Here is a 22,731-nt window from a genome sequence, read left to right on the forward strand (position 1 = left end):
CCTCAACTCCTCTCCTCCTGCCCGTCATAGGCGGCGAGCGCCTCACGGGCCGCGAGCCGCGCGCTGGCCGCCAGGTCCGCCGGCGAGACGATGCGCCCGTCCCGGCCGAGCCGCAGGGCGAGCCTGCGCAGCGAGGCGGGGTCGGGGGTGCGCAGGGTGATCCGCAGCCCGCCGTCGGCGAGCTCCTCCGCGCTGTCGTGCGGGTAGTACTCGGCGACCCAGCGGCCACCCGGGCCGACCTCGACCACGACCTCCGGGTCCTCGGCCGCGGGCTGGACCAGCCCGGCCGACAGATCACGCAGCTCAAGCTCGGGCGGGGCGGACGGCTCGTCGAGCAGCCGGATCTCGGCGACCCGGTCGAGGCGGAAGGTGCGCCGGGCCTCGGAGAGGTAGCACCACGCCTCCATGTACGTATGACCGACCGCGAACAGTCTGATCGGGTCGACCTCACGCTCGGTCAGTTCGTCGCGCGCCGGTGAGTAGTACCGCAGCCAGAGCCTGCGCCGCTCCGAGATGGCCCGGTCGACATCGGCGAACACCCCGCCCTCGGACTCGAAGGTCACCGAGAGCCGGGAGCTGGCGCCCGCCGCCTCACCCGCGGCGGCCTCCAGCTTGGCGGTGGCCCGCAGCAGCGCCTGCCGGTCGCCCTCGCGGAGCCCCGGGAGTGTCGCCACGGCGCGCGCGGCCACCAGCAGGGCCGTGGCCTCGTCGGCGGCGAGCCGCAGCGGCGCCGCGACGTCGTCGGCGTTGTGCCACCAGATGGACTCGCCGTCGGTGTCGATGTCCAGGAGGTCGCCGCCGCGGAAGCTCGTCCCGCACATGGGCAGCACGTCCAGGTCCGAGATCAGTTCGTCCTCGGTGATGCCGAAGGCGCGCGCGACATCCCCGACGCGGGCGCCGGGGCGCTCGCGCAGGTAGGTCACCAGGGACAGCATCCGGCGGGTCTGGTCGATCGCGTTCGTAGCCATGTGCCCCTCAGTCCTTGGCCACGGCGCGCAGCCGGTCCACCACATCGGCCCGCAGGTCCGCGGGGTCCAGCACGATCACATCGGGGCCGAACTCCACCAGCCAGGCGTCCAGGCCGTGTCCGTACGGAATCTCCAACTCGTCCCAGCCGTCGCCGAGTTCCCGGACGGCGGTGGCGCGGGAGCGCAGCGGGTATCCAGCGCCCGAGCGCAGCCGGATGCGCGCGCCGCGCGTCGCGGTCTCACCGGCCCAGGTCTCGACGGTCTCGCGCACCGTCACCACGTCCGGCACCGGGGCCGTGAACACACCTGGCCTGGCACGGACTTTGCCGGTGATGCGGGAGAGCCGGAAGACCCGCTCGGCGCCGCGCTCACGGTCCCAGCCCGCGAGGTACCAGTGGCCGCGCCAGCACTCCAGCGTCCAGGGTTCGACCTGACGGGCCTCGGGGCGGGCCGCGTTGGCCTTGCGGTAGTCGAAGACGACGGGGCGACGGTCGCGGCAGGCCAGCATCAACGGCTCGAACGCGGCCTCGTGCACGGGGATACGCGGTTCGAGAGCGCCGTGCTGCACGGCGTACGGGTCATCGGCCTCGGGCATACCGGCGGCCCGCAGCTTCTGCAGCGCGCCGCTGGCCGCGCCGGCCAGCCGGGCCTGCTGCCAGACCTTGGCGGCCAGCCCGAGCGCCGCGGCCTCCTCTGCGTCGAGCGCCACCGGCGGAAGCCTGTTGCTGTCACGGCGGGCCAGATAACCGGCGTCCCCGTCCAGGCTGTCGACCGTCTCGATGACCAGACCGAGTTCACGGAGATCGTCCTTGTCCCGCTCGAACATCCGGTTGAAGGACTCGTCCGATCCCGCTTCCAGATACGCCTCGATGGACCCCCGCAGTTCACGCTTGCTGAGGGGGCGCCTGGTTCCGAGCAGGCACAGTGCCAGATTCATGAGCCGCTCGGCCTTGGCAATCGCCATCGACGCCCTCTCTGGAAGGTCCGGGTGTGTCCGCCGGGGGCTTCCCCGGGAAGAACGCAGCACGTGGAACACGGCACGTTCCACGACCGCCGACCGTACCGCCCCGCGGTGCCGGGTCAAAAGCCGAGGGTCCATGCCGGCAGGCATGGACCCTCGGAAACGATCACTTCCGGTCAGACAGCGACCAGGTCACAGACGAAGATCAGCGTCTCGCCCGGCTTGATGCGGCCACCGGCGCCGCGGTCGCCGTACGCGAGGTGCGCGGGGATGGTCAGCTGGCGACGGCCGCCGACCTTCATGCCCTGGACACCCTGGTCCCAGCCGGAGATGACCTGGCCGACGCCGAGCTGGAACTCCAGCGGCACGCCACGGTTCCAGCTGGCGTCGAACTCCTCACCGGTGGAGAAGGCCACGCCCACGTAGTGGACCTGGACCTTGTCCCCCGCCTTGGCGACGGGGCCGTCGCCCTCCCAGATCTCCTTGATCTCCAGGTCGGCCGGCGGCTCGCCACCCGGGAAGTCGACCTCGGGCTTGTCGATGCTCACGTAATTGCTCCTACTTCTTGGTACTGGGCAACCGGGACAGTCTTACACTGCCGCCAGAATGTCGACGACGAAGACCAGCGTGGACTTGGCCGGCAGGGTCGAGCCCTGGGCCTTGTCGCCGTACGCCAGGTCCGGCGGGATCACCAGCAGGACCCGGCTGCCGACCTTCTTGCCGACGATGCCCTGGTCCCAGCCCTTGATGACCGCGCCCTCACCGATGGCGGTCTGGAACGGCGTGCCGGTCTTCCAGGACGAGTCGAAGAGCGTCGCGGACGCCTTGCCCTCATTGGGCTTCCAGGCGGCACCGCTGTACTGCATGTAGACGGTCTGGCCCTTCTTGACCGTGGCGCCCTTGCCCTGGATCAGCTCCTTGTCGACCAGCTTCTTCGGCGGGTCGCTCTTCGGTACGGAGATGGTGGCGGGCGCTTCCTTGTCCGCCTTCACCTGGGGCAGGTCGGACGAGGTGGGCGCCTGGGTGCCCTCGACCTTCTTCGGGATGACCTTCTTGATGTCCAGCGCGAAGACCAGGGTGTCCTTGCCGGTCACCCCGAGCTGCTGCTGGCCCTGGCTGCCGAAGGCCGCGTTGGGCGGCGCGACGACCAGGACCCGGCTGCCGATCTTCTTGCCGGTGACGGCGTCGGCGAAGGCCGGGATGATCGTCTTGGAGCCGGCGGTGATGAGCTGCGGGGCGCCGCCCTTGTCGAACGAGCTGCCGATGTCCTTGCCGCTCTTCCAGACCTTGCCGGTGAAGTCGGCCATCACCAGGTCGTTCTTCTTGACCACGGCGCCGCTGCCCTCGGAGAGGGTGTGGATGACGAACTTGCCGCTCGGGTCCTTCTTGGGGACCGTGATGGTCGCCTTCTTGCCGGCCGCGCCCGAGACCGTCGGCAGCGGAGACGCCGAATCGACGGGCTTGGGCACGGCCGTCGACGCGGCGGCCTTGTCGGGCGGTGAGGACGAGTCGTCCTTCTTCTTGGAGTCCTCACCTCCGCAGGCGGTCAGCACCAGGGCCGGCACGATGAGCAAGGCAGCAAAACGGCGTCGCACAGTGGTCCTCGGGGTAGTGGGGGTGTCAGTGGCCGCCACTCTACGACTCCTTGTCCCCCATGTGGGCTCACGGCATGCGCGAGGGCCCCGCGCACTGAATGTGTGCGGGGCCCTCGCGCGACCGGGGTGAGGACGGTCACATCCCGGCGATCAGCTTCTCCACCCGGTCGTCGACCGACCTGAAGGGGTCCTTGCAGAGCACGGTGCGCTGCGCCTGGTCGTTGAGCTTGAGATGGACCCAGTCGACGGTGAAGTCCCTGCGCTGCTCCTGGGCCCGGCGGATGAAGTCGCCGCGCAGCCGCGCCCTGGTGGTCTGCGGGGGCACCGACTTGCCCTCGAAGATCTTCAGGTCCTCGCAGATACGTGCGGCCTGTCCGCGCTTCTCCAGCAGGTAGTACAGCCCGCGCTGCCGGTGGATGTCGTGGTAGGCGAGGTCTATCTGGGCGACCCGCGGATTCGACATGGTCATGTTGTGCTTGTCCCGGTACCGCTCGATGAGCTTGTACTTCATCACCCAGTCGATCTCGGTGCCGATCCGGTCGAGGTCCTCCTCCTCGATCGCGTCGAGCGTGCGGCCCCACAGCTCCAGGACCTGCGCGACCTGGCCCGTACGGATGCCGCGGCGGTCCACGAAGTCCACGGCCTTCTCGTAGTACTCGCGCTGCACTTCGAGGGCCGATGCCTCCCGCCCGCTGGCGAGGCGCACCTTGCGCTGGCCCGTGATGTCGTGGCTGACCTCCCGGATGGCCCTGATCGGGTTCTCCAGCGTCAGGTCACGCATCACCGTGCCCGCCTCGATCATGCGCAGGACGAGGTCGGTCGCGCCGACCTTCAGCAGCATGGTCGTCTCGGACATGTTCGAGTCGCCGACGATGACGTGCAGCCTGCGGTAGCGCTCGGCGTCCGCGTGCGGCTCGTCGCGGGTGTTGATGATGGGACGGGAACGGGTGGTCGCGGAACTGACGCCCTCCCAGATGTGCTCGGCCCGCTGGCTCACGCAGAAGACCGCTCCGCGCGGGGTCTGCAGCACTTTGCCCGCGCCGCAGAGCAATTGGCGGGTGACGAGGAAGGGGATGAGAATGTCCGCGAGCCGCGAGAACTCTCCGTGGCGGGCGACGAGATAGTTCTCGTGGCAGCCGTAGGAGTTTCCCGCCGAGTCGGTGTTGTTCTTGAAGAGATAGACGTCGCCCGCGATTCCCTCCTCGTGCAGGCGGCGTTCGGCGTCGACGAGCAGACCTTCCAGAATGCGCTCGCCCGCCTTGTCGTGCGTGACCAGTTCAGCCACGTTGTCGCACTCGGGAGTTGCGTATTCCGGATGCGATCCCACGTCGAGGTAGAGGCGGGCGCCGTTCCGCAGAAAGACGTTGCTGCTGCGGCCCCATGACACAACACGGCGGAAGAGGTAGCGCGCCACTTCGTCAGGTGACAGTCGGCGCTGTCCCCTGAATGTGCACGTGACGCCGTACTCGTTCTCCAGCCCGAAAATGCGGCGGTCCATGACTGAACATTACGCCTGATGGCCTGTCCTGAAACCGGGTTCGACGGCCCCGTTTCGATCATTTTCGGAACCGGCCACGACAGAGCCCGTACGGCCGGGAGCTGCGAGGACCCGCTGAGTGGCCAGCAGGACGAGCAGCGCGGCGATCCCCCCGCCTCCAGCGGCGGCGAACCCGGCGGGCGCCCCGCCCGCCTCGACGGCCGGTCCCGCGACGGCCGTGCCCAGCGCGGCGCCGACACCGAAGGTCGTCACCAGCCAGGAGAACGCCTCGGTGACCGTGCCGCGCGGGGCGTGCCGGTCGACGACGATGAAGGCGCAGGCGATGGCCGGGGCGAGGAAGACGCCGGCCACCGTCATCAGGACGGACATCGCGGTCACCCCGGGCACCAGCATCAGCGGCAGATAGCAGAGCGCCAGCGCGCCGACGATGACGCGCAGCCGCTTCTCCGCGGCGCCCCGCCACTGCCGCGCGCCGTACAGCAGTCCGCCGACGAGGGCGCCGAGGCCGATCGCGGCCATCAGCACGCCGTAGGTCCCGTCGCCGCCGTGACCGTCGGAGTACGCGATCGCGGCGACCGTGATCGAGCCGAGCGCCAGGCCCACGAAGAAGAACGCCCCGAGGAGCGCGAGCAGTCCGGGCGAGCGCAGCGCGCCGAGCCAGTGGGCCTCGCGGGGTGCGGACCGCCAGCCGCGGGAGGGCTCCGAGACGACGACGGAGAGCGCGCCGAGCACTCCGAGTACGTTGACGGCCACCAGGGCGGTGGCCGCCGACCACAGCGAGACCGCCAGGGTGATCAGCAGCGGGCCGACCGTGAACATGACTTCCTGGGCCACCGCGTCCATCGCGTACGCGGCGTGCACCCGGTCCTCGCGCTTCAGGACGCTGGGCCACAGGGCGCGCAGCCCGCCCTCCAGGGGCGGCGTGAAGAGCCCCGCGATCAGCATGGCGGTGACGGCGAGCGGCAGCGGGTTGGTGCCCGCGACCGCGAACAGCACCATGCCGAGGGCGGACACCAGCGCCGACGGGAGCATCACCCGGAGCTGTCCGAACAGGTCGACGGCGCGGCCGAGCAGCGGCTGGCCGACCGCTGTGGCCACTCCGTAGACGGCGGAGAGCGCCCCGGCGAGCGAGTAGCTGCCGCCGTCGGAACGGACGAAGAGCACGATGGCGATGGCGGCCGTCGCGTTCGGCAGCCGGCCGACGAGGGTGCCGGTGAGCAGCCGCGTCACATGCCTGGTGCCGAAGAGTTCCGCGTATCCCGCGGCCATGTCCGCCCCTTGTCCTCTGTCTTCTTGCTTCCGGTGCTGCGGCTTCCGGCCGGGCAGTCCCGCAGCCCCTCGGTCCCGCGGCCCTGAGCGGAGTGTTACGTATAACGTCCGTGGTCATACGTACCATGTGCGCAGACCGCGAGTCCAGATGGCCGCGGTCGGGAACAGGCCGGACGGAGGCCCGAGTGGACGCCCGAGCGACGAGCCCGGAACCAGTGGTTCCGGCCCGCCCCACCAGCCGCGACGTGGCCCGCGCCGCAGGCGTCTCCCAGGCCACGGTCTCGCTGGTGCTCGGCGGCAAATGGCGCGGACGGGTCTCGGAGCGCACCGCCGGACTGGTCCGCGACGCCGCTCGGCGGCTCGGTTACCGGCCGAATCTCGCCGCCCGGGATCTGCGCCTGGGCAGGACCAGGACCGTACTGCTCGTGGTACCCGCGCTGACCACCGAGTTCTTCGCCCGCGTCTACACGGGCGCCGCCGCGGAGGCGGCCGAGCACGGCTTCGGGGTGGTGCTCTACCCCTCCCCCGACGGCGTGGGCCCGGCCCGTGATCCCTTCGGCTCGGCGCGGACCGCGCTGGACGGGGTCATCGCCTCGTCGATGGCCGTCGGCGCGCTCGCCGCGATCCAGGAGTCCGGTCTGCCGCTGGTGATGCTGGACAGCGATCCGGACCAGCCGGGGGCCGCGGCCCATGTGAACCTCGACATCGCCGACGGGATGCGCCAGGTGACGGGCCATCTGCTCGCGCTGGGGCACCGCGGGTTCCTCCACCTCGCCCCGGCGGTCGACTCCTGGACCTTCGGCGTACGGGCTACCGCGCTGCGGTCCGCGCTGCGGGGCGCGGAAGTCCGCACCGTCACCGCTCCGTTGTCCGTGGACGCCGCGCGGCAGGCGGTGGAGGAGGCGCTCGGCGGCCCCGGCCCCAGGCCGACCGCGGTGATCTGTGACGACGACATCCTGGCCGCTGGGGCCTGCAAGGCGGCGCGCCGGCTGGGGCTGCGCGTGCCAGAGGACCTCTCCGTCACCGGCTTCGACGACCTGGCCCTCGCGACCGCGATCGAGCCGGAGCTGACGACGGTGGCCCTGCCCGCCGAGCAGATCGGACAGCGCGGCATGGCGGCGCTGCTCGCCGTCCTGGACGGCCGCCCGGCCGAAGGCGGGGACCTGCCGGTGAACCTTCTCGTACGCGGCTCAACGGCCCCGGCGCCGGGCTGACCCCTGACGGCCCCGGCCCCCACTCACGGCCCCCGCCGCGCGCGGCCGGGCTGCGCGTGCCACATGCGCGTGCCCCGGGCCGCACAGGCGGACCGGGGCACGGACGGAGCCGGGTACCGGCCGGGCTACTCGTCCTCGTCCGACGGCGCGTCCGTCTCGGCGGTCGACGCGTCGTCCGCGTCGAGCAGCCTGGCCAGCTGGCGGCCGACGATCCGCTTGAACTTGCGCTGCTGCGGCCTGGTCCGGTCGAGCACCGCCACTTCGAGACGCTCGGCGGGGATCTCCCGTTCGCCTCCGTTGGTGTCGCGGGACAGCGCCTGCACGGCCAGCTTCAGCGCCTCGGCGAGCGTCATTCCCTCGCGGTGCTGCTGGTCCAGGAAGGTGCTGATCGTCTCGGCGTTGCCGCCGACCGCGACCGAGCCGTGCTCATCGACGATCGATCCGTCGTGCGGCAGCCGGTAGATCTGGTCGCCGTCGGGCTCGGACCCGACCTCGGCGACGACGAGCTCCACCTCGTACGGCTTCTCGGCCGCGCTGGAGAAGATCGTGCCCAGCGTCTGCGCGTAGACGTTCGCCAGGCCACGGGCCGTCACATCGTCGCGGTCGTAGGTGTAGCCGCGCAGATCCGCGTAGCGCACACCGCCGATCCGCAGATTCTCGTACTCGTTGTACTTGCCGGCGGCCGCGAAGCCGATCCGGTCGTAGATCTCGCTGAACTTGTGCAGCGCGCGGGACGGGTTCTCGCCGACGAAGACGATGCCGTCGGCGTACTGCAGCACGACCAGGCTGCGACCACGGGCGATGCCCTTCCGGGCGTATTCCGCCCGGTCGGCCATGGCCTGCTGAGGTGAGACATAGAACGGGGTCGACACCGGCTATCCGTCCCTTTCTGTCAGTGACGAGTGCATCGGAAGGGCCTCAGAGCAGCTCGGCGCGCGGGCCGTCGGGCTGTTCGAGACGGCGCGCCAGGATCGAACGGGCGAGCTCGGAGCCCTCCTCATCGGTCAGCCGGCGGCAGCCCTCGTCCGTGATGACGGTGACGATCGGGTAGATCCGCCGGGCCACATCGGGCCCGCCGGTCGCCGAGTCGTCGTCGGCCGCGTCGTACAGCGCCTGTACGACCAGGGTGGTGGCCTGCTGCTCCGTCAGGTCATCGCGGTAGAGCTTCTTCATCGAACCGCGGGCGAAGATCGAGCCGGAGCCGGTGGAGGCGTACCCGTGCTCCTCGGAGCGGCCGCCCGTGACGTCGTAGGAGAAGATCCGGCCCTTCTCGCGGTCGACGTCGTACCCCGCGAAGAGCGGGACCACGGCGAGGCCCTGCATGGCCATGGAGAGATTGCCGCGGATCATCGTGGAGAGCCGGTTGGCCTTGCCCTCCAGGGAGAGGGTGGCGCCCTCGACCTTCTCGAAATGCTCCAGTTCGAGCTGGAACAGCTTGACCATCTCGACGGCGAGGCCGGCCGTGCCCGCGATCCCGACCGCCGAGTACTCATCGGCCGGGAAGACCTTTTCGATGTCGCGCTGCGCGATCATGTTCCCCATGGTCGCGCGCCGGTCTCCGGCGAGCACGACCCCGCCGGGGAAGGTCGCGGCCACGATTGTCGTCCCGTGCGGCGCCTCGACCGGTCCCTGCGTGGGCGGCAACGGCCGCCTGCCCGGCAGGATTTCCGGTGAGTGGTCGGACAGGAAGTCCATGAACGAGGAGGACCCCGGCGTCAGGAAAGCGGCCGGCAGACGCCCGGTGCTACGAGGGTTGGCTTCCACGCGTTTCCTTCCGGATGGGCGGCGGCCCGCCTTCTGGAGGCCGGGCCGATCTTGCGGACTGTGAACGGACCTTACCCGTGCCCGCGCCGGTCATCCGTCCCGGTGCGGACGGCTTCCGCCGGCCGCACCGGCCACGGACAACAGGGGCTACTCGCCACCCTTTTGAACAAATGACCGAACGAAGTCCTCGGCGTTCTCCTCGAGCACGTCGTCGATCTCGTCCAGAACGGAGTCGACGTCGTCCGAGAGCTTCTCCTGGCGCTCCTTGAGGTCCTCGGAGCCCTGCGCCTCAGGCGCCTGCTCCTCGGTCTCCTCGGTGGAGCGCGTCGCCTTCTGCTGCCCGCCGCCGGTGTCCTTGGTCGCCATCTACCTCACCCCGCTCGGTTCGATGTAGTTGAAGTTGCAACAGGTTGCAACAGACTGAGCTGCCGGAACGGACCGACCCGGCCAGAACCAGATCGGACCCGCTTGATCAGACACTACAAGCGGGGTCCGACATTGGCCCCGCACTTTCCTCAACGTCCGGGACCTACCCTGATGATTCCCACCGACGGGGCTTTTCAGCCGCCCTGCAACACCCGGACCAGCTCTTCCGCCGTCCGGCAGCGGTCGAGGAGCTCCTTGACGTGGTTGCGGGTCCCGCGCAGCGGCTCCAGTGTGGGCACCCGCTGCAGTGAGTCGTAGCCCGCCAGATCGAAGATCACGGAGTCCCAGGAGGCCGCGGCGACGTCGTCCGCGTACTGTTCCAGACAGCGCCCGCGGAAATAGGCCCTGGTGTCCTCGGGCGGGTTCGCCGCGGCCCGTACGACATCCGGCTCGTCCAGCAGGCGCTTCATCTTCCCGCGGGCCACCAGACGGTTGTACAGCCCCTTCTCGGGCCGCACATCCGCGTACTGCAGATCCACCAGATGGAGCCTGGCCGCGTCCCAGTCGACACCGTCCCGGCGGCGGTAGCCCTCCAGGATCTCCTGCTTCGTGATCCAGTCGAGCTCCCCCGACAGGCTCATCGGGTTGTTCTCCAGCCGGTTCAGTACATCCTCCCAGCGGCCCAGGATGTCGCTGGTCTGCTCGTCGGCGTCCGCCCCGTACCGCTCCTCCACGTACTTGCTCGCCAGCTCGAAGTACTCCATCTGGAGCTGTACGGCGGTGAGGGTGCGGCCGCTGCGCAGGGTGACCAGCTGCTGCAGCGTGGGGTCGTGCGAGACCTCGTGGAGGGTGCGCACCGGCTGGTCGACGGTGAGGTCCACCTTGATGAACCCGTCCTCGATCATCGCGAGCACCAGGGATGTCGTGCCCAGCTTGAGGTAGGTGGAGATCTCCGAGAGGTTCGCGTCACCGATGATCACATGCAGCCGGCGGTACTTCTCGGCGTCCGAGTGGGGTTCGTCGCGGGTGTTGATGATCGGCCGCTTGAGCGTGGTCTCGAGGCCGACCTCGACCTCGAAGTAGTCCGCGCGCTGGCTGATCTGGAAGCCGTGCTCGTGGCCGTCCTGGCCGATCCCGACGCGGCCGGCCCCGGTGACCACCTGGCGGGACACGAAGAAGGGGGTCAGATGACGCACAATGTCCGAGAAGGGGGTCTCCCGCTTCATCAGGTAGTTCTCGTGCGTGCCGTACGAGGCGCCCTTGTTGTCGGTGTTGTTCTTGTACAGATGGATCGGCTGGGCGCCCGGGATCTCGGCGGCCCGCTCCGCGGCCTCCGCCATGATCCGCTCGCCCGCCTTGTCCCAGAGGACGGCGTCACGCGGATTGGTGATCTCCGGGGAGCTGTACTCCGGGTGGGCGTGGTCGACGTAGAGGCGTGCCCCGTTGGTGAGGATCACATTGGCCAGGCCGATGTCCTCGTCGGTCAGCTGGCTGGTGTCCGCGGTCTCCCGGGCGAGGTCGAAGCCTCGCGCGTCCCGCAGCGGGTTCTCCTCCTCGAAGTCCCAGCGGGCGCGGCGCGCCCGGTGCATCGCCGCCGCGTAGGCGTTGACGATCTGGGACGAGGTGAGCATGGCATTGGCGTTCGGGTGGCCCGGAACGGAGATGCCGTACTCCGTCTCGATGCCCATTACCCGCCGTACGGTCATGCGGCCCTCCTTGCCCGGCAGCGCCCCTCGCGGGAACGTCGCTCAAGTACCGCTGCTTCTCCGGTGCGTGCGCGGTCGCCCTTCCCCGCACTGCGCGACTCGGTGATACCGAAGAGCGTAGAACGCCGTGGCGCCGCTGGGGAGATCATTACAGGCATTGCTGTCCTTGCGGCCGAAGGCCGGAAAACACGGCGGCTGCGGGTACCCGCCGGGGGACCCGCAGCCGCCCTGCCTTTTACAGGTACTGACCGGTGTTCGCCACCGTGTCGATGGATCGCCCGGTGTCCGCGCCCTGCTTTCCGGTGACAAGGGTGCGGATGAATACGATCCGCTCGCCCTTCTTGCCGGAGATACGGGCCCAGTCGTCGGGGTTCGTGGTGTTCGGCAGGTCCTCGTTCTCCTTGAACTCATCCACACATGCCTGGAGGAGGTGGGAGACCCGCAGACCCTTCTGTCCCTGATCGAGGAACGCCTTGATGGCCATCTTCTTGGCCCGGTCGACGATGTTCTGGATCATCGCACCGGAGTTGAAGTCCTTGAAGTACAGGACTTCCTTGTCGCCGTTGGCGTACGTGACTTCGAGGAAGCGGTTCTCCTCGGACTCGGTGTACATCCGCTCCACGACGGACTGGATCATGGCGCTGACCGCGGCGTCGGGGTTCTCCCGGTGCTCGGCCAGGTCGTCCGTGTGCAGCGGCAGCGACGACCGCAGGTACTTGGCGAAGATGTCCTTGGCCGCCTCCGCGTCCGGACGCTCGATCTTGATCTTGACGTCGAGCCGGCCCGGCCGGAGGATCGCCGGGTCGATCATGTCCTCGCGGTTGGACGCGCCGATGACGATGACGTTCTCCAGGCCCTCCACACCGTCGATCTCGGCGAGCAGCTGCGGGACGATGGTGTTCTCCACGTCCGAGCTGACGCCTGATCCACGGGTGCGGAAGAGGGATTCCATCTCGTCGAAGAAGACGATGACAGGGGTGCCCTCGCTCGCCTTCTCCCGGGCACGCTGGAAGACCAGGCGGATGTGCCGCTCGGTCTCACCGACGTACTTGTTGAGGAGCTCGGGGCCCTTGATGTTGAGGAAGTAGCTCTTCCCCGCGGGCTGGCCGGTGACCTCGGCGACTTTCTTGGCAAGGGAGTTGGCGACGGCCTTGGCAATGAGAGTCTTGCCGCAGCCGGGCGGACCGTAGAGCAGGATGCCCTTCGGCGGCCGCAGCTCGTGCTCCTTGAAGAGGTCGGGGTGGAGGTACGGAAGCTCGACCGCGTCGCGGATCAGCTCGATCTGGTCGCCCAGGCCGCCGATCTTGTCGTAGTCGATGTCCGGGACCTCTTCGAGGACGAGCTCCTCGACCTCGCTCTTCGGCACCACTTCATAGACGTAACCGGACCTGGAGTCGAGCAGCAGGGCGTCGCCGGGGCGGATGGTGATGTCCAGCAGTGGCTCGGCGAGCCGCACCACCCGCTCCTCGTCGGTGTGCCCGATCACCAGGGCGCGCTCGCCGTCCTCAAGGATCTCCTTGAGGGTGACGATGTCCCCGGCGCGCTCGAACTCCATGGCCTCGACCACGTTGAGCGCTTCATTGAGCATGACTTCCTGGCCGCGCCTGAGCTCTTCGAGCTCGACGCTGGGACTCACGTTCACCCGGAGCTTGCGGCCCCCGGTGAAAATGTCGCAGGTCCCGTCCTCATTGGCCTGCAGGAAGACACCGAAGCCGGCCGGCGGCTGTGCGAGCCGGTCGACCTCCTCCTTGAGGGCCACGATCTGGTCGCGGGCCTCACGGAGTGTATTGGCGAGCCGCTCGTTCTGCGCGGACACGCCTGCCAGGTTGGTCTGCAGCTCGACGATCCGCTCTTCGAGAATCCTCGTATGACGCGGAGAGTCGGCGAGCTTGCGGCGCAGGACGGCGATTTCCTGCTCGAGATAGGCAACCTGGCCGGCGGGGTCCTCGGACCCTCGCGCGGGCCGGGTGCCGCGGTTGATGTCGTCGTCGTGGGCTGCCACGGTCCTCACCTCCTCCAAGGGGAGCTGGACGCTTCCTGACCCTACCTGGGCAGCTGGTGATTGAAACCCCTAGATCACAAAGACCGTCGGGGTGTGTCTGATCTTCACCCTTGCGTACTCCCTCACTCCTGGGGAATACCCACCCAACAACATCGGAAAGCGGCCGGTTGTATCGTCGAAGTGTTCAACACCCGTCAGGGCTGGCTTCAATTGGTTCAACCGCGCAGGAACGGCAGGAGAAATGACCGTGCAGGACGAGGCTCCCACCAGCGACGGCGCCCAGGCGCTGGAGGTCTGGATCGACCAGGACCTCTGTACCGGGGACGGCATCTGCGCCCAGTACGCGCCCGAGGTGTTCGAGCTGGACATCGACGGGCTGGCTTACGTGAAGAGCGCCGACGACGAGCTGCTCCAGTCGGTCGGCGCGACAACGCCCGTGCCGCTTCCGCTCCTCCAGGACGTGGTGGACTCGGCGAAGGAGTGCCCGGGCGACTGCATTCACGTCCGGCGTGTCTCGGACAGTGTCGAGGTCTACGGCCCGGCCGCCGAGTAGGCCGTCATACGCTCGGGGCCCTCATACGCTCCGCGCCTGCGAGGGCACCGAGCGTATGAACTTGCCACCCTGCCAGCGCCACTTGGCCTGCTGGCGCACATCCGGATTCCAGCGCGGCACATCGGGCGACGAGTAGCCGAGGAGCGTCGCGGTCACCGCGCCGTCGCGCACGCCGAGGGCGCCCACGCTCTGCTGCTCCCCCGGGCTGATCAGGGTCGCGACGACCCTGGGCGGGCCGTCACCCGTGCTGGGCCGGGTGAGCACATAGATCCCGCTGGGCGGTGTGCCGGATCCGGCGTCGCAGCGCACCGCGGCCACCGTCTCGGGGCTGCCGTCCCCGTCGAGGTCGCCCGACGCCTTCCTGGTGACGGTGGTGCCCGCCGTTCCGCATTTCAGCGGGAAGGTCACGGCCGCCGGGTCCGGGGCCGCCGCCGGGGGGCGGGCCGGTCTGCCGCCGCCCTGGGACGCCGTGGCCGGGTCGGGCGTGAGGACGCCCGCCAGAACGACGACGCCGGCCATCGCGGTGGCCGTGGCCAGCCAGTGGAGCGGGCTGGTCCTGTTGTGCGCGAGGTCCGGGAGTACGAGGTCCGGGAGCGCGGAGGGCTGCACGCGAGAGGTCTCCTGTGGGGCAGTGCCGGAGGGGGTGGCGAGAATAGTGCCACACGTCACAGGGGATCGGAACGCCGGGGTCCGTAAGACCAACGTAAAGAAGCCGCCGTGGAGTTCCCCGGTGTGCTGGGGAACTCCACGGCGGCGTCCGTGCGTTGTGGGGTCAGGTCAGGCGGTCAGAGGTTCTCGACGGAGTCGCTCTCGGCCTCGGCCGTGGGCTCCTTCGGCTGGGCCGGGCTCTTCCCGGGACCGCTGTAGTCCTCGCCGTACGCGCCCTTGGACGGCCGGCGGCGGCGCAGCGGCGCCTCCACACCGTCGGCGAGACGGCGGGCGGTGACGAGGAAACCGGTGTGGCCGATCATCCGGTGGTCGGGGCGGACGGCCAGACCCTCGACGTGCCAGTTGCGGACCATGGACTCCCAGGGCTGCGGCTCGGCGAAGCAGCCGATCTCCCTGATCGACTCGACGGTCCGCGAGAGCTGGGTGGTGGTGGCCACGTAGCAGCAGAGGATGCCGCCGGGCACGAGGGCCTTGGAGACGGCGTCCAGGCACTCCCAGGGGGCGAGCATGTCCAGGACCACCCGGTCGACGTCCGTGTCGGAGAGGTTGTCCTGGAGGTCGCCCACGGTGAGCTGCCAGGCGGGGTGCGGGCCGCCGAAGTAGCGCTCCACGTTCTGCGTGGCGATCTCGGCGAAGTCCTCACGGCGCTCGTAGGAGTGCAGCATGCCCTGCTCACCGATGGCGCGCAGCAGGAAGCTGCTGAGCGCGCCCGACCCCACACCTGCCTCGACGACCCGCGCGCCGGGGAAGATGTCCCCGAAGGCCAGGATCTGGCCCGCGTCCTTGGGGTAGACCACGGCGGCGCCGCGGGGCATGGACAGGACGAAATCAGGGAGCAGGGGGCGCAGCGCGAGGTAGGCGACGTTTCCCGTGGTACGGACAACACTGCCCTCGGGAGCACCGATCAGCTCGTCGTGCGGGAAAGAACCCTTGTGGGTGTGGAAGTTCTTCCCGGCTTCGAGCGTGAAGGTGTAGTGGCGTCCCTTGGGGTCGGTGAGCTGGACCTGGTCCCCGACTTTGAAGGGCCCACGTCGGCGGGCGGCACCGGTCGGTTCGGACATACGAGCAGACTACCGGCCTCAGGAACCGGGTCGCGCCATCGCCTGGACGAAGGCCCGCTCGACGTCGGCGGTGGACAGGACTCCGTAGATCGCGCCGCTCTCCTCGACCACCAGGTACTCGGTGGCCGGGCTGGCCCGCAGTCTGTCGAGGAGCGCCTCACCCGCCAGCTCGGCCGGCACCCGCATCCCGTCGGTGAGGTCCTGGGCGAGCCCGCTGACCGCGACCCAGGGGCGCCGGTGCTCCGGCACCCCGACGATGGCCGCTTCCCTGACCAGGGCCGTCGGGTCGCCCTGGCTGTCCACGACGACCAGCGCCCGCGCGCCGGCGTCGTTGGCCCTGCGCAGCGCCTCGGAGAGCGGTGTGCCCGTCTCGACGGGGACGGCGCGCCTGGTGAGCGTACGGGCGCGGAGCTCGGGGAGGTGTTCGCGCAGCCTGGCCATCCGGAGGCTGTTGCCCGCGCCGGTCCAGATGATCGCGGCGAGGATCGCGGCGAGCAGCGCGTCCATGACCGTCTCCATGCCGCCCACGTCGGCGTCGGAGCCGGTGTGGGTGAGCAGCGGGAGTCCGATCAGGACCGAGACGGCGAGCGCCCTGCCGAACCAGGCGGCGGCGATGGTGCCGCTCATCGGCTTGCCGGTGATCTTCCAGACGACCGCGCGGAGCATCCGGCCGCCGTCCAGGGGCAGCCCGGGGAGCAGGTTGAAGACCGCCACGATCAGGTTGGAGATCATCAGGCCGGCCAGCAGCACCCCGGGGACGGTGCCGGGCTCCACCGCCTTCATGCCGAGGTAGAAGACGCCGGAGAGGATCAGCGAGAGCAGCGGGCCGACGAAGGCCAGGACGAACTCCCGCCCCGGGGTCTCGGACTCCTTCTCGATCTCCGACACGCCACCGAAGAACTGCAGCTGGATCCGGCGCACCGGGAGCTTGAACCGCAGCGCGGCCACGGTGTGGGCCAGCTCGTGGACCAGCACCGATGCGTAGAAGGCGACCGCGAAGAAGAGGGAGACCAGATACCGGGCGTTGCCCAGCTCGGGGAGGATGCGGTCGAGCTGTCCGCCGAAGACCCAGGTGATGAGCGCCGCCACCAGGAACCAGCTGGGGGCGACGTACACCGGCACACCGAAGGGGCGGCCCATCAGGATGCCGCCGCCCGGTGAGTCCCGGCGCCGCGGCTTGCCGCCATCGGGCGCGGGGCCGGGGCCTGACCCGTCCGCGCCGGGCTGCGGGCGCCCGCTGTCGCCGCTCTCGTCCACGGTGTCCCTTCGTATCGTCATGATGCGTCCCGCACCACCGCTGTTCTGTCACCGCGTTCCCGCGATGTCCTGATCATGCAGTGTGAGGAGGTCTGCCGTCGATGGTATGCGGCTCGGTGTCAGTGGCGGGTCGTAGGGTCTGGGACATGACTACCGCCCAGCAGCCCACTTCACTCTCGCCGTCGCGGGCGAGCGACTTCATGCAGTGTCCCCTGCTGTACAGGTTCCGGGTGATCGACAAGCTGCCGGAGAAGCCGAGTCCGGCGGCGACGCGCGGCACTCTGGTGCATGCGGTGCTGGAGCGGATGTTTGACGACCCGGCGGCGGAGCGGACGGCTCCGAGGGCCAGGGCGATGGTCCCGGGCCAGTGGGACCGGCTGTTGTCGGCCAAGCCGGAGCTGGGCGAGCTGTTCGCGGACGACCCCGGCGGCGAGCAGCTGACGAAGTGGCTCTCGGAGGCCGAGTCGCTGGTCGAGCGGTGGTTCACGCTGGAGGATCCGACGCGTCTCGAGCCCGCCGAGCGGGAGCTGTTCATCGAGACGGAGCTGGCGTCGGGGCTGCGGCTGCGCGGGATCATCGACCGGGTCGACGTGGCGCCGACCGGCGAGGTCCGGATCGTCGACTACAAGACCGGCAAGGCACCGAGGCCGCAGTTCGCGGAGGGCGCGCTCTTCCAGATGAAGTTCTACGCGCTGGTGGTGTGGCGGCTGAAGGGGGTCGTGCCTCGCCGGCTCCAGCTGGTGTATCTGGGGAGCGGCGAGGTCGTGACGTACGACCCGGTCGAGGGCGATCTGGAGCGGGTCGAGCGCAAGCTGCTCGCGCTGTGGGACGCCATCAGGAAGGCCACGGAGAGCGGGGACTGGCAGCCGAGGCCGACGAAGCTCTGCGGCTGGTGCGACCACCAGGCGGTCTGTCCGGAATTCGGCGGCACCCCGCCCGTCTACCCCCTGGAAGTGGTGCGCGGGGCCGAGGTGGCGGGCGCGGCCGGGCAGGGGTGAGCCAGGTCGGGCCGGGCCGCCGCTGAGCCGGGGCGATGTGTCCGAGCGCGCTGCGGCTGGGCCTGCTACGGCTGGGTCTGCTACGCCTGGGTCTGCTACGGCTTGGTCTGCTGTGCCTGTGAGCGCGGGGCGTGCCGGGCCTGAGCCCCGCTCAGCCTGGCCCTGCCTCGGTCGGCGCGCTGTGACTGATCCGTCCCGGACTCCCCCGGTACGCCCCGCGCCGTCCCGGTGGGCCGGTCAGGGCAGAATGAGGCCGGTCTAGCGAAGGAGTTCTTGTGGCGATCCGCGTCCTACTGGTCGACGACCAGCCGCTGCTGCGCACCGGTTTCCGGATGATTCTGGAGGCCGAGCAGGACCTCGCGGTGGTCGGTGAGGCCGGGGACGGCCTCCAGGCCCTCGACCAGGTCCGCGCGCTGCAGCCCGATGTGGTGCTGATGGACATCAGGATGCCCCGGATGGACGGGGTCGAGGCCACCCGCCAGATCACCGGTCCCGGCCGGGACGGTCCGGCGAAGGTCCTGGTGCTGACCACCTTCGACCTGGACGAGTACGTCGTGGAGGCCCTGCGGGCCGGTGCGAGCGGCTTCCTGCTCAAGGACGCGCCCGCCAACGAGCTGGTCCAGGCGATCCGGGTGGTGGCGGGCGGCGAGGCGATGCTGGCCCCGAGCATCACCCGCCGGCTCCTCGACAAGTACGCGGACCATCTGCCTTCGGGCGAGGACCCCGTTCCTGACACGCTGCACACGCTGACCGAGCGCGAGGTGGAAGTGCTCAAGCTGGTCGCGCGGGGCCTGTCGAACGCGGAGATCGCCGCCGACCTGTTCGTCAGTGAGACCACGGTCAAGACCCATGTGGGCCATGTACTGACCAAGCTGGGGCTGCGCGACCGGGTCCAGGCCGCGGTCTACGCGTACGAGAGCGGTCTGGTACGGCCGGGGGCCCAGCAGTAGTTCCGGGGCTGCCGGACCGTTCCGAGGCGCCTCGGAACGGTCCGGCAGCGCCCCACACCTCACCGGCCCGGCAGCGCACCGGCCGGTCGCCCGGGGTGCGCTGCCTCCGGCCGGTCAGCTGACGCCGCGGCCGAGCTCCCAGATCTGCAGGGCGGACGAGTTGCTCAGCGCCCACTCCACACCGGTCAGGTCGTCCCTGGCCGCCACATACTGCTTGCCCTGCCAGAGCGGCAGCACGGGGACGTCGTCCGCGACGATGTCCTGGATCTTCTGGAGCGGTGCCACCGCAGTGGTGCGGTCGGCGGCCTTGCGCGAGTCCGGGATGTACTTGTCGCGGATGGCGAGGTTCGCATAGGGCAACTTGAGGAAGTTGCCCTTGCTGAGGAACGGCGAGATGAAGTTGTCCGCGTCGGGGAAGTCCGGGAACCAGCCCATGCCGTAGACCGCGTAGTCGCCCTTCAGCTCCTCGGGACGGAACTGCGCCCACTTGTGGCCCTGGATCGACACGTCGAAGAGCCCCGAGGCGTTCAGCTGCTTCTTGAGCAGCGCGAACTCCTTGGCCGTGCCTGGCCCGTAGTGGTCGCTGGTGTAATGCAGCGTCAGCCGGACCTTGTCGGTGATCCCCGCGGAGTGCAGGATCTGGGCGGCCTCGGACTTGCTCGGATCGCCGTACTTGTTGAAGAACGAATTCGAGTGTCCGCCGATGCCGGAGGGGATCAGCGAGTAGAGCGGCTCGGAGGTCGCCCCGTACACCTGGCTGGCGATCTGTCCGCGGTCGACGAGCGCGGCCATCGCCTGGCGGACCGCCTTGTTCTTCACCGACGGGTCATTGGTGTTGAAACCCAGGTAGCGGATCTCCAGACCGGGGCTCTCGACGAAGTTGATGTTCTGCGACGACCCCTTCGAGAACTGGTCGATCTGCTCCGGAGACATCGTGCGGGCCATCATGTCGATCTTCTTGGACTTCAGAGCGGCGCCCATCGCGGCGGCGTCGGTGAAGGAGTCGATCTCGACCTTGTCGTTCTGCAGCTTCAGCGACCCCTTGTAGTGGGGGTTCTTGGTGAAGATCGCCTTCTGCAGCCGGTTGTTGCTGACCTCGGCCTTGAAGGTGTAGGGGCCGGAGCCGTCGACCACGAAGCCCTTGCGCAGCTTGTTCGGCGCGTACGTGCTCTTCTCCACGATGCCCGCGGCCGGGGTCGCCAGCTTGTACGGGAAGGTGGCATCGGGCGTCTTGAGGTGGAAGACCAGCTCGTGACTGCTCACGGGCTCGATGGTGTCGATGTTCTCCAGCAGACCGGCCGGCCCGTTCGGGTCGTTGATGCGGCTGACGCGCTCCAGGGAGTACTTCACATCGGTCGCCGTGAGGGGATCGCCGTTGGCGAACGTCAGCCCGCTGCGGAGCTTGCAGCGGTAGCTCTCGTTCTGGGTGTCCGTGAAGTGGCAGTCGCTCGCGGCGTCCGGCACCGGCAGGCCGCCACCACGCGGCATCTGCATGAGCGACTGGAGGGTGGGGCGCAGGAAGTTCCAGACACCGGTGTCATAGGTGTACGCGGGGTCGAGAGGAGCCGGAGCCTTCTTGCCGGACTCGATGAAGTCCGTCGTGCCCACGACGATGGCTTTGCCGCCGTCGTCGCCGCTGCCTGTGCCGCCGCACGCGGCGAGTACCGGAGCGAGCAGGCACGCTATCGCCGGCAGCACCAGAGTCTTGCGGTTCATTCTGGACGTTCTCCTCATCCGGCACTGGGATACAGCGATGTACAGACACTCCGCCGCTGCCGCCCGATCGGGGCGGGGCGATCGGGCCGGGTACAGAGCGATCAGTCCAGTGATCCCGGCCGCTTGGTGGGCGCCGGGGGCACAGAAGTGTACGGCGAAGTTCTCGCCTTGAGATTAGTGGGGAACGTCAGGAAACCTGGACCGGGGGCGACTTGGGTGGGATCCACATCATCTTCACGAATAGCGGAGCGTCAATATCCGACCACCGAAATGATTCGTACACCGCTTCACCAATCGGGACACAAGGGCACGTGCGGAGCCGTGGTTCACCGGTCGCAGCACGCAAATGCCCCCGTGTCGACGTTTCGTCAGGTGATGAACGTCACTCCAACCTCGCCTTTCGTAAAGCGCGAAGCCCTCTCTTCATGCTCACGTAAATACTCGTGGCCGGCGGGCGCTGATTCCCGTCAAAACGAAAGCAACACGGTCAGTATCCGGCTCAGTGCATTCCGTTGACCAGTGCCCTGAGAAAGCCCAGATCGACTTCTTCGAGAGATCCGACGACTACGCGTCCGTCTGCTGCGGCGATGGGCGCCACGGACGGCACGGCCACCACCCGGCACCCTGCGGCCTCCGCCGCCGCCACCCCGGTCGCGGTGTCCTCGATGACCGCACAGCGCGCCGGATCGGCTTCCAGGCCCGCGGCGGCGGCGAGATAGGGCTCGGGGTGCGGCTTCGTCCGCGCCACCTCGTCGCCCGCGACGGTCAGGGCGAAGTTCTCGGGGCCGAGAGACTTCAGGACCTGGTCGATGATCCGCCGGTGCGAGGCGGAGACCAGGGCTGTGGGGACGCCGTGCGCGGCCAGTTCGGTGAGCAGTCGCAGCGCCCCCGGCATCAGCGGCACCCCGCCCGAGATCCGCGCCTCGAACCGGTCGTTGAGCAGCGTGGTCAGTTCGGGCAGTGCGATGTCCGCACCGGTCACCTCGATGAGGTACCCGGCGCTGCGGGTCATGGGCCCGCCCACCACGGTGTCCCGCCAGCGCTCGTCGAGCCGGTGGCCGAGCGCGGCGAACACGTCCACCTCGGCGTCCCACCAGATGCCCTCGGTGTCCACCAGCGTGCCGTCCATGTCGAGCAGGACGGCCTGCAGGGCTGCGCCTTCGGCCATACGGGTGTTGAGCGCGGCGACCGTACTCGTCATACGGGGACACCTCCTGGAGGGACACGAAGGCCGGTCACTCACCCTGCTGGGTGGGCAACCGGCCTGTACCGGACCGACCAGTGTACGTCGGAGCGGTCCGGTCCGCGCTGTGATGCGGTGCACGCACCGGCGGACGGGTGACCGACCGCCGGTGCGTGCTGGTCCACCGGGTTACCGGGCGTTGAAGTACTTGGCCTCGGGGTGGTGGATGACGATCGCGTCGGTGGACTGCTCGGGGTGGAGCTGGAACTCCTCCGAGAGGTGGACCCCGATCCGCTCCGGCTGGAGCAGTTCGGCGATCTTCGCCCGGTCCTCCAGATCGGGGCAGGCACCGTAGCCGAGGGAGAAACGCGCGCCGCGGTACTTGAGGGCGAACATGTCCTGGACGTCGGAGGGGTCCTCCCCCGCGTAGCCGAGCTCGGAGCGGACCCGGGCGTGCCAGTACTCGGCGAGGGCTTCGGCCAACTGAACGGACAGGCCGTGCAGTTCGAGGTAGTCGCGGTAGGAGTTGGCCGCGAACAGCTCGGCGGTGGCCTCACCGATCCGGGAGCCGACGGTGACGACCTGAAGGCCGATCACATCCGTTTCGCCCGACTCCTCGGGGCGGAAGAAGTCGGCGAGGCAGAGCCGCCGGCCACGACGCTGCCGGGGGAAGGTGAAGCGCGTGCGCTCGGAGCCGTCGTCGTTGAGGAGGATGAGGTCTTCGCCCTTGGACACGCAGGGGAAGTAGCCGTAGACGACGGCCGCTTCCAGCATGTTCTTGGTGTGCAGCTGGTCCAGCCAGCCCCGCAGATGCGGCCGGCCCTCGCTCTCGACCAGCTCCTCATAGGTGGGCCCCTCGCCCTTGCGGGCCTCCTTGAGCCCCCACTGGCCCTTGAACAGGGCGCCCTCGTCCAGCCAGGACGCGTACTCCTTGAGCTGGATACCCTTGACCACCCGGGTGCCCCAGAACGGCGGCTCCGGCACCGGGTTGTCCGTGGCCA

The 22,731-nt window shown here is 69.3% G+C and carries 21 protein-coding genes; 4 read left to right on the plus strand and 17 right to left on the minus strand.

What is annotated here, in order from left to right:
- Positions 1-2 precede the first annotated feature (2 nt).
- The 6 genes from G3I19_RS14270 to G3I19_RS14295 all read right to left on the minus strand — a co-directional run bounded on the left by G3I19_RS14270 (position 3) and on the right by G3I19_RS14295 (position 6,291).
- A complete protein-coding gene (locus G3I19_RS14270) occupies positions 3-968 on the minus strand; it encodes a WYL domain-containing protein (protein ID WP_164263882.1) in 966 nt (321 codons plus the stop codon).
- 7 nt (positions 969-975) lie between these two features.
- Positions 976-1,932 (minus strand): WYL domain-containing protein, encoded by a 957-nt coding sequence (locus tag G3I19_RS14275; protein ID WP_164263884.1) that lies wholly within the window; start codon positions 1,930-1,932, stop codon positions 976-978.
- A 173-nt stretch (positions 1,933-2,105) separates the two neighbouring features.
- Positions 2,106-2,477: an FKBP-type peptidyl-prolyl cis-trans isomerase gene (locus tag G3I19_RS14280; protein WP_164263886.1), complete on the minus strand. Its 372-nt coding sequence runs from the start codon at positions 2,475-2,477 to the stop codon at positions 2,106-2,108.
- Between the two features lie 42 nt (positions 2,478-2,519).
- On the minus strand, positions 2,520-3,524 hold the full coding sequence (locus G3I19_RS14285) for an FKBP-type peptidyl-prolyl cis-trans isomerase (protein WP_164263924.1): 1,005 nt from the start codon (positions 3,522-3,524) through the stop codon (positions 2,520-2,522).
- A gap of 136 nt (positions 3,525-3,660) precedes the next feature.
- A complete protein-coding gene (gene pafA, locus G3I19_RS14290) occupies positions 3,661-5,022 on the minus strand; it encodes a Pup--protein ligase (RefSeq protein ID WP_164263889.1) in 1,362 nt (453 codons plus the stop codon).
- Positions 5,023-5,031: 9 nt separating this feature from the next.
- Entirely contained in the window at positions 5,032-6,291 is a 1,260-nt protein-coding gene (locus tag G3I19_RS14295) for an MFS transporter (RefSeq protein WP_164263891.1), read from the minus strand.
- 185 nt (positions 6,292-6,476) lie between these two features.
- Between G3I19_RS14295 and G3I19_RS14300 the strand changes: the two genes are divergently transcribed.
- Positions 6,477-7,505 (plus strand): LacI family DNA-binding transcriptional regulator, encoded by a 1,029-nt coding sequence (locus G3I19_RS14300; protein ID WP_343235098.1) that lies wholly within the window; start codon positions 6,477-6,479, stop codon positions 7,503-7,505.
- A 125-nt stretch (positions 7,506-7,630) separates the two neighbouring features.
- On the opposite strand, the gene prcA is transcribed toward G3I19_RS14300, so the two are convergent.
- The 5 genes from prcA to arc all read right to left on the minus strand — a co-directional run bounded on the left by prcA (position 7,631) and on the right by arc (position 13,343).
- Positions 7,631-8,377 (minus strand): proteasome subunit alpha, encoded by a 747-nt coding sequence (gene prcA / locus G3I19_RS14305; RefSeq protein ID WP_164263894.1) that lies wholly within the window; start codon positions 8,375-8,377, stop codon positions 7,631-7,633.
- A 46-nt stretch (positions 8,378-8,423) separates the two neighbouring features.
- A complete protein-coding gene (prcB, locus tag G3I19_RS14310) occupies positions 8,424-9,269 on the minus strand; it encodes a proteasome subunit beta (RefSeq protein ID WP_164263896.1) in 846 nt (281 codons plus the stop codon).
- Positions 9,270-9,416: 147 nt separating this feature from the next.
- Entirely contained in the window at positions 9,417-9,635 is a 219-nt protein-coding gene (locus tag G3I19_RS14315; RefSeq protein WP_164263898.1) for a ubiquitin-like protein Pup, read from the minus strand.
- 194 nt (positions 9,636-9,829) lie between these two features.
- A complete protein-coding gene (dop, locus tag G3I19_RS14320) occupies positions 9,830-11,341 on the minus strand; it encodes a depupylase/deamidase Dop (protein ID WP_164263900.1) in 1,512 nt (503 codons plus the stop codon).
- A 235-nt stretch (positions 11,342-11,576) separates the two neighbouring features.
- Positions 11,577-13,343, minus strand: a complete 1,767-nt coding sequence (gene arc / locus G3I19_RS14325) for a proteasome ATPase (RefSeq protein WP_164263902.1) — start codon at positions 13,341-13,343, stop codon at positions 11,577-11,579.
- Between the two features lie 241 nt (positions 13,344-13,584).
- On the opposite strand from arc, the gene G3I19_RS14330 reads away from it, so the two are divergent.
- Positions 13,585-13,896, plus strand: coding sequence for a ferredoxin (locus tag G3I19_RS14330; protein WP_164263904.1), 312 nt, complete (start codon positions 13,585-13,587; stop codon positions 13,894-13,896).
- A gap of 21 nt (positions 13,897-13,917) precedes the next feature.
- On the opposite strand, the gene G3I19_RS14335 is transcribed toward G3I19_RS14330, so the two are convergent.
- From G3I19_RS14335 to G3I19_RS14345, 3 genes are all read right to left on the minus strand, one after another.
- Positions 13,918-14,505: a hypothetical protein gene (locus tag G3I19_RS14335; protein WP_164263906.1), complete on the minus strand. Its 588-nt coding sequence runs from the start codon at positions 14,503-14,505 to the stop codon at positions 13,918-13,920.
- Between the two features lie 176 nt (positions 14,506-14,681).
- A complete protein-coding gene (locus G3I19_RS14340; protein WP_164263908.1) occupies positions 14,682-15,626 on the minus strand; it encodes a tRNA (adenine-N1)-methyltransferase in 945 nt (314 codons plus the stop codon).
- 18 nt (positions 15,627-15,644) lie between these two features.
- On the minus strand, positions 15,645-16,883 hold the full coding sequence (locus G3I19_RS14345) for a site-2 protease family protein (RefSeq protein WP_343235099.1): 1,239 nt from the start codon (positions 16,881-16,883) through the stop codon (positions 15,645-15,647).
- A gap of 146 nt (positions 16,884-17,029) precedes the next feature.
- Here G3I19_RS14345 and G3I19_RS14350 point away from each other — a divergent pair, with 146 nt between their 5' ends.
- Together G3I19_RS14350 and G3I19_RS14355 are read left to right on the plus strand one after the other, a co-directional pair.
- A complete protein-coding gene (locus G3I19_RS14350; protein WP_239074324.1) occupies positions 17,030-17,881 on the plus strand; it encodes a RecB family exonuclease in 852 nt (283 codons plus the stop codon).
- Between the two features lie 275 nt (positions 17,882-18,156).
- Positions 18,157-18,831 carry a response regulator transcription factor gene (locus tag G3I19_RS14355; RefSeq protein ID WP_164263912.1) on the plus strand — a complete coding sequence of 225 codons (675 nt, stop codon included), beginning with the start codon at positions 18,157-18,159 and terminating at the stop codon, positions 18,829-18,831.
- 114 nt (positions 18,832-18,945) lie between these two features.
- On the opposite strand, the gene G3I19_RS14360 is transcribed toward G3I19_RS14355, so the two are convergent.
- The 3 genes from G3I19_RS14360 to G3I19_RS14370 all read right to left on the minus strand — a co-directional run.
- On the minus strand, positions 18,946-20,547 hold the full coding sequence (locus tag G3I19_RS14360) for an ABC transporter substrate-binding protein (RefSeq protein WP_164263914.1): 1,602 nt from the start codon (positions 20,545-20,547) through the stop codon (positions 18,946-18,948).
- Between the two features lie 499 nt (positions 20,548-21,046).
- On the minus strand, positions 21,047-21,748 hold the full coding sequence (locus G3I19_RS14365) for an HAD family phosphatase (RefSeq protein WP_164263916.1): 702 nt from the start codon (positions 21,746-21,748) through the stop codon (positions 21,047-21,049).
- Between the two features lie 171 nt (positions 21,749-21,919).
- Positions 21,920-22,731 (minus strand): vitamin B12 dependent-methionine synthase activation domain-containing protein (locus G3I19_RS14370; protein ID WP_275402733.1); only part of this gene is annotated, 812 nt, incomplete at its 5' end.

The organism is Streptomyces sp. SID10853, assembly GCF_010548145.1.
In the GTDB taxonomy this organism is placed as follows: Bacteria; Actinomycetota; Actinomycetes; order Streptomycetales; family Streptomycetaceae; genus Streptomyces.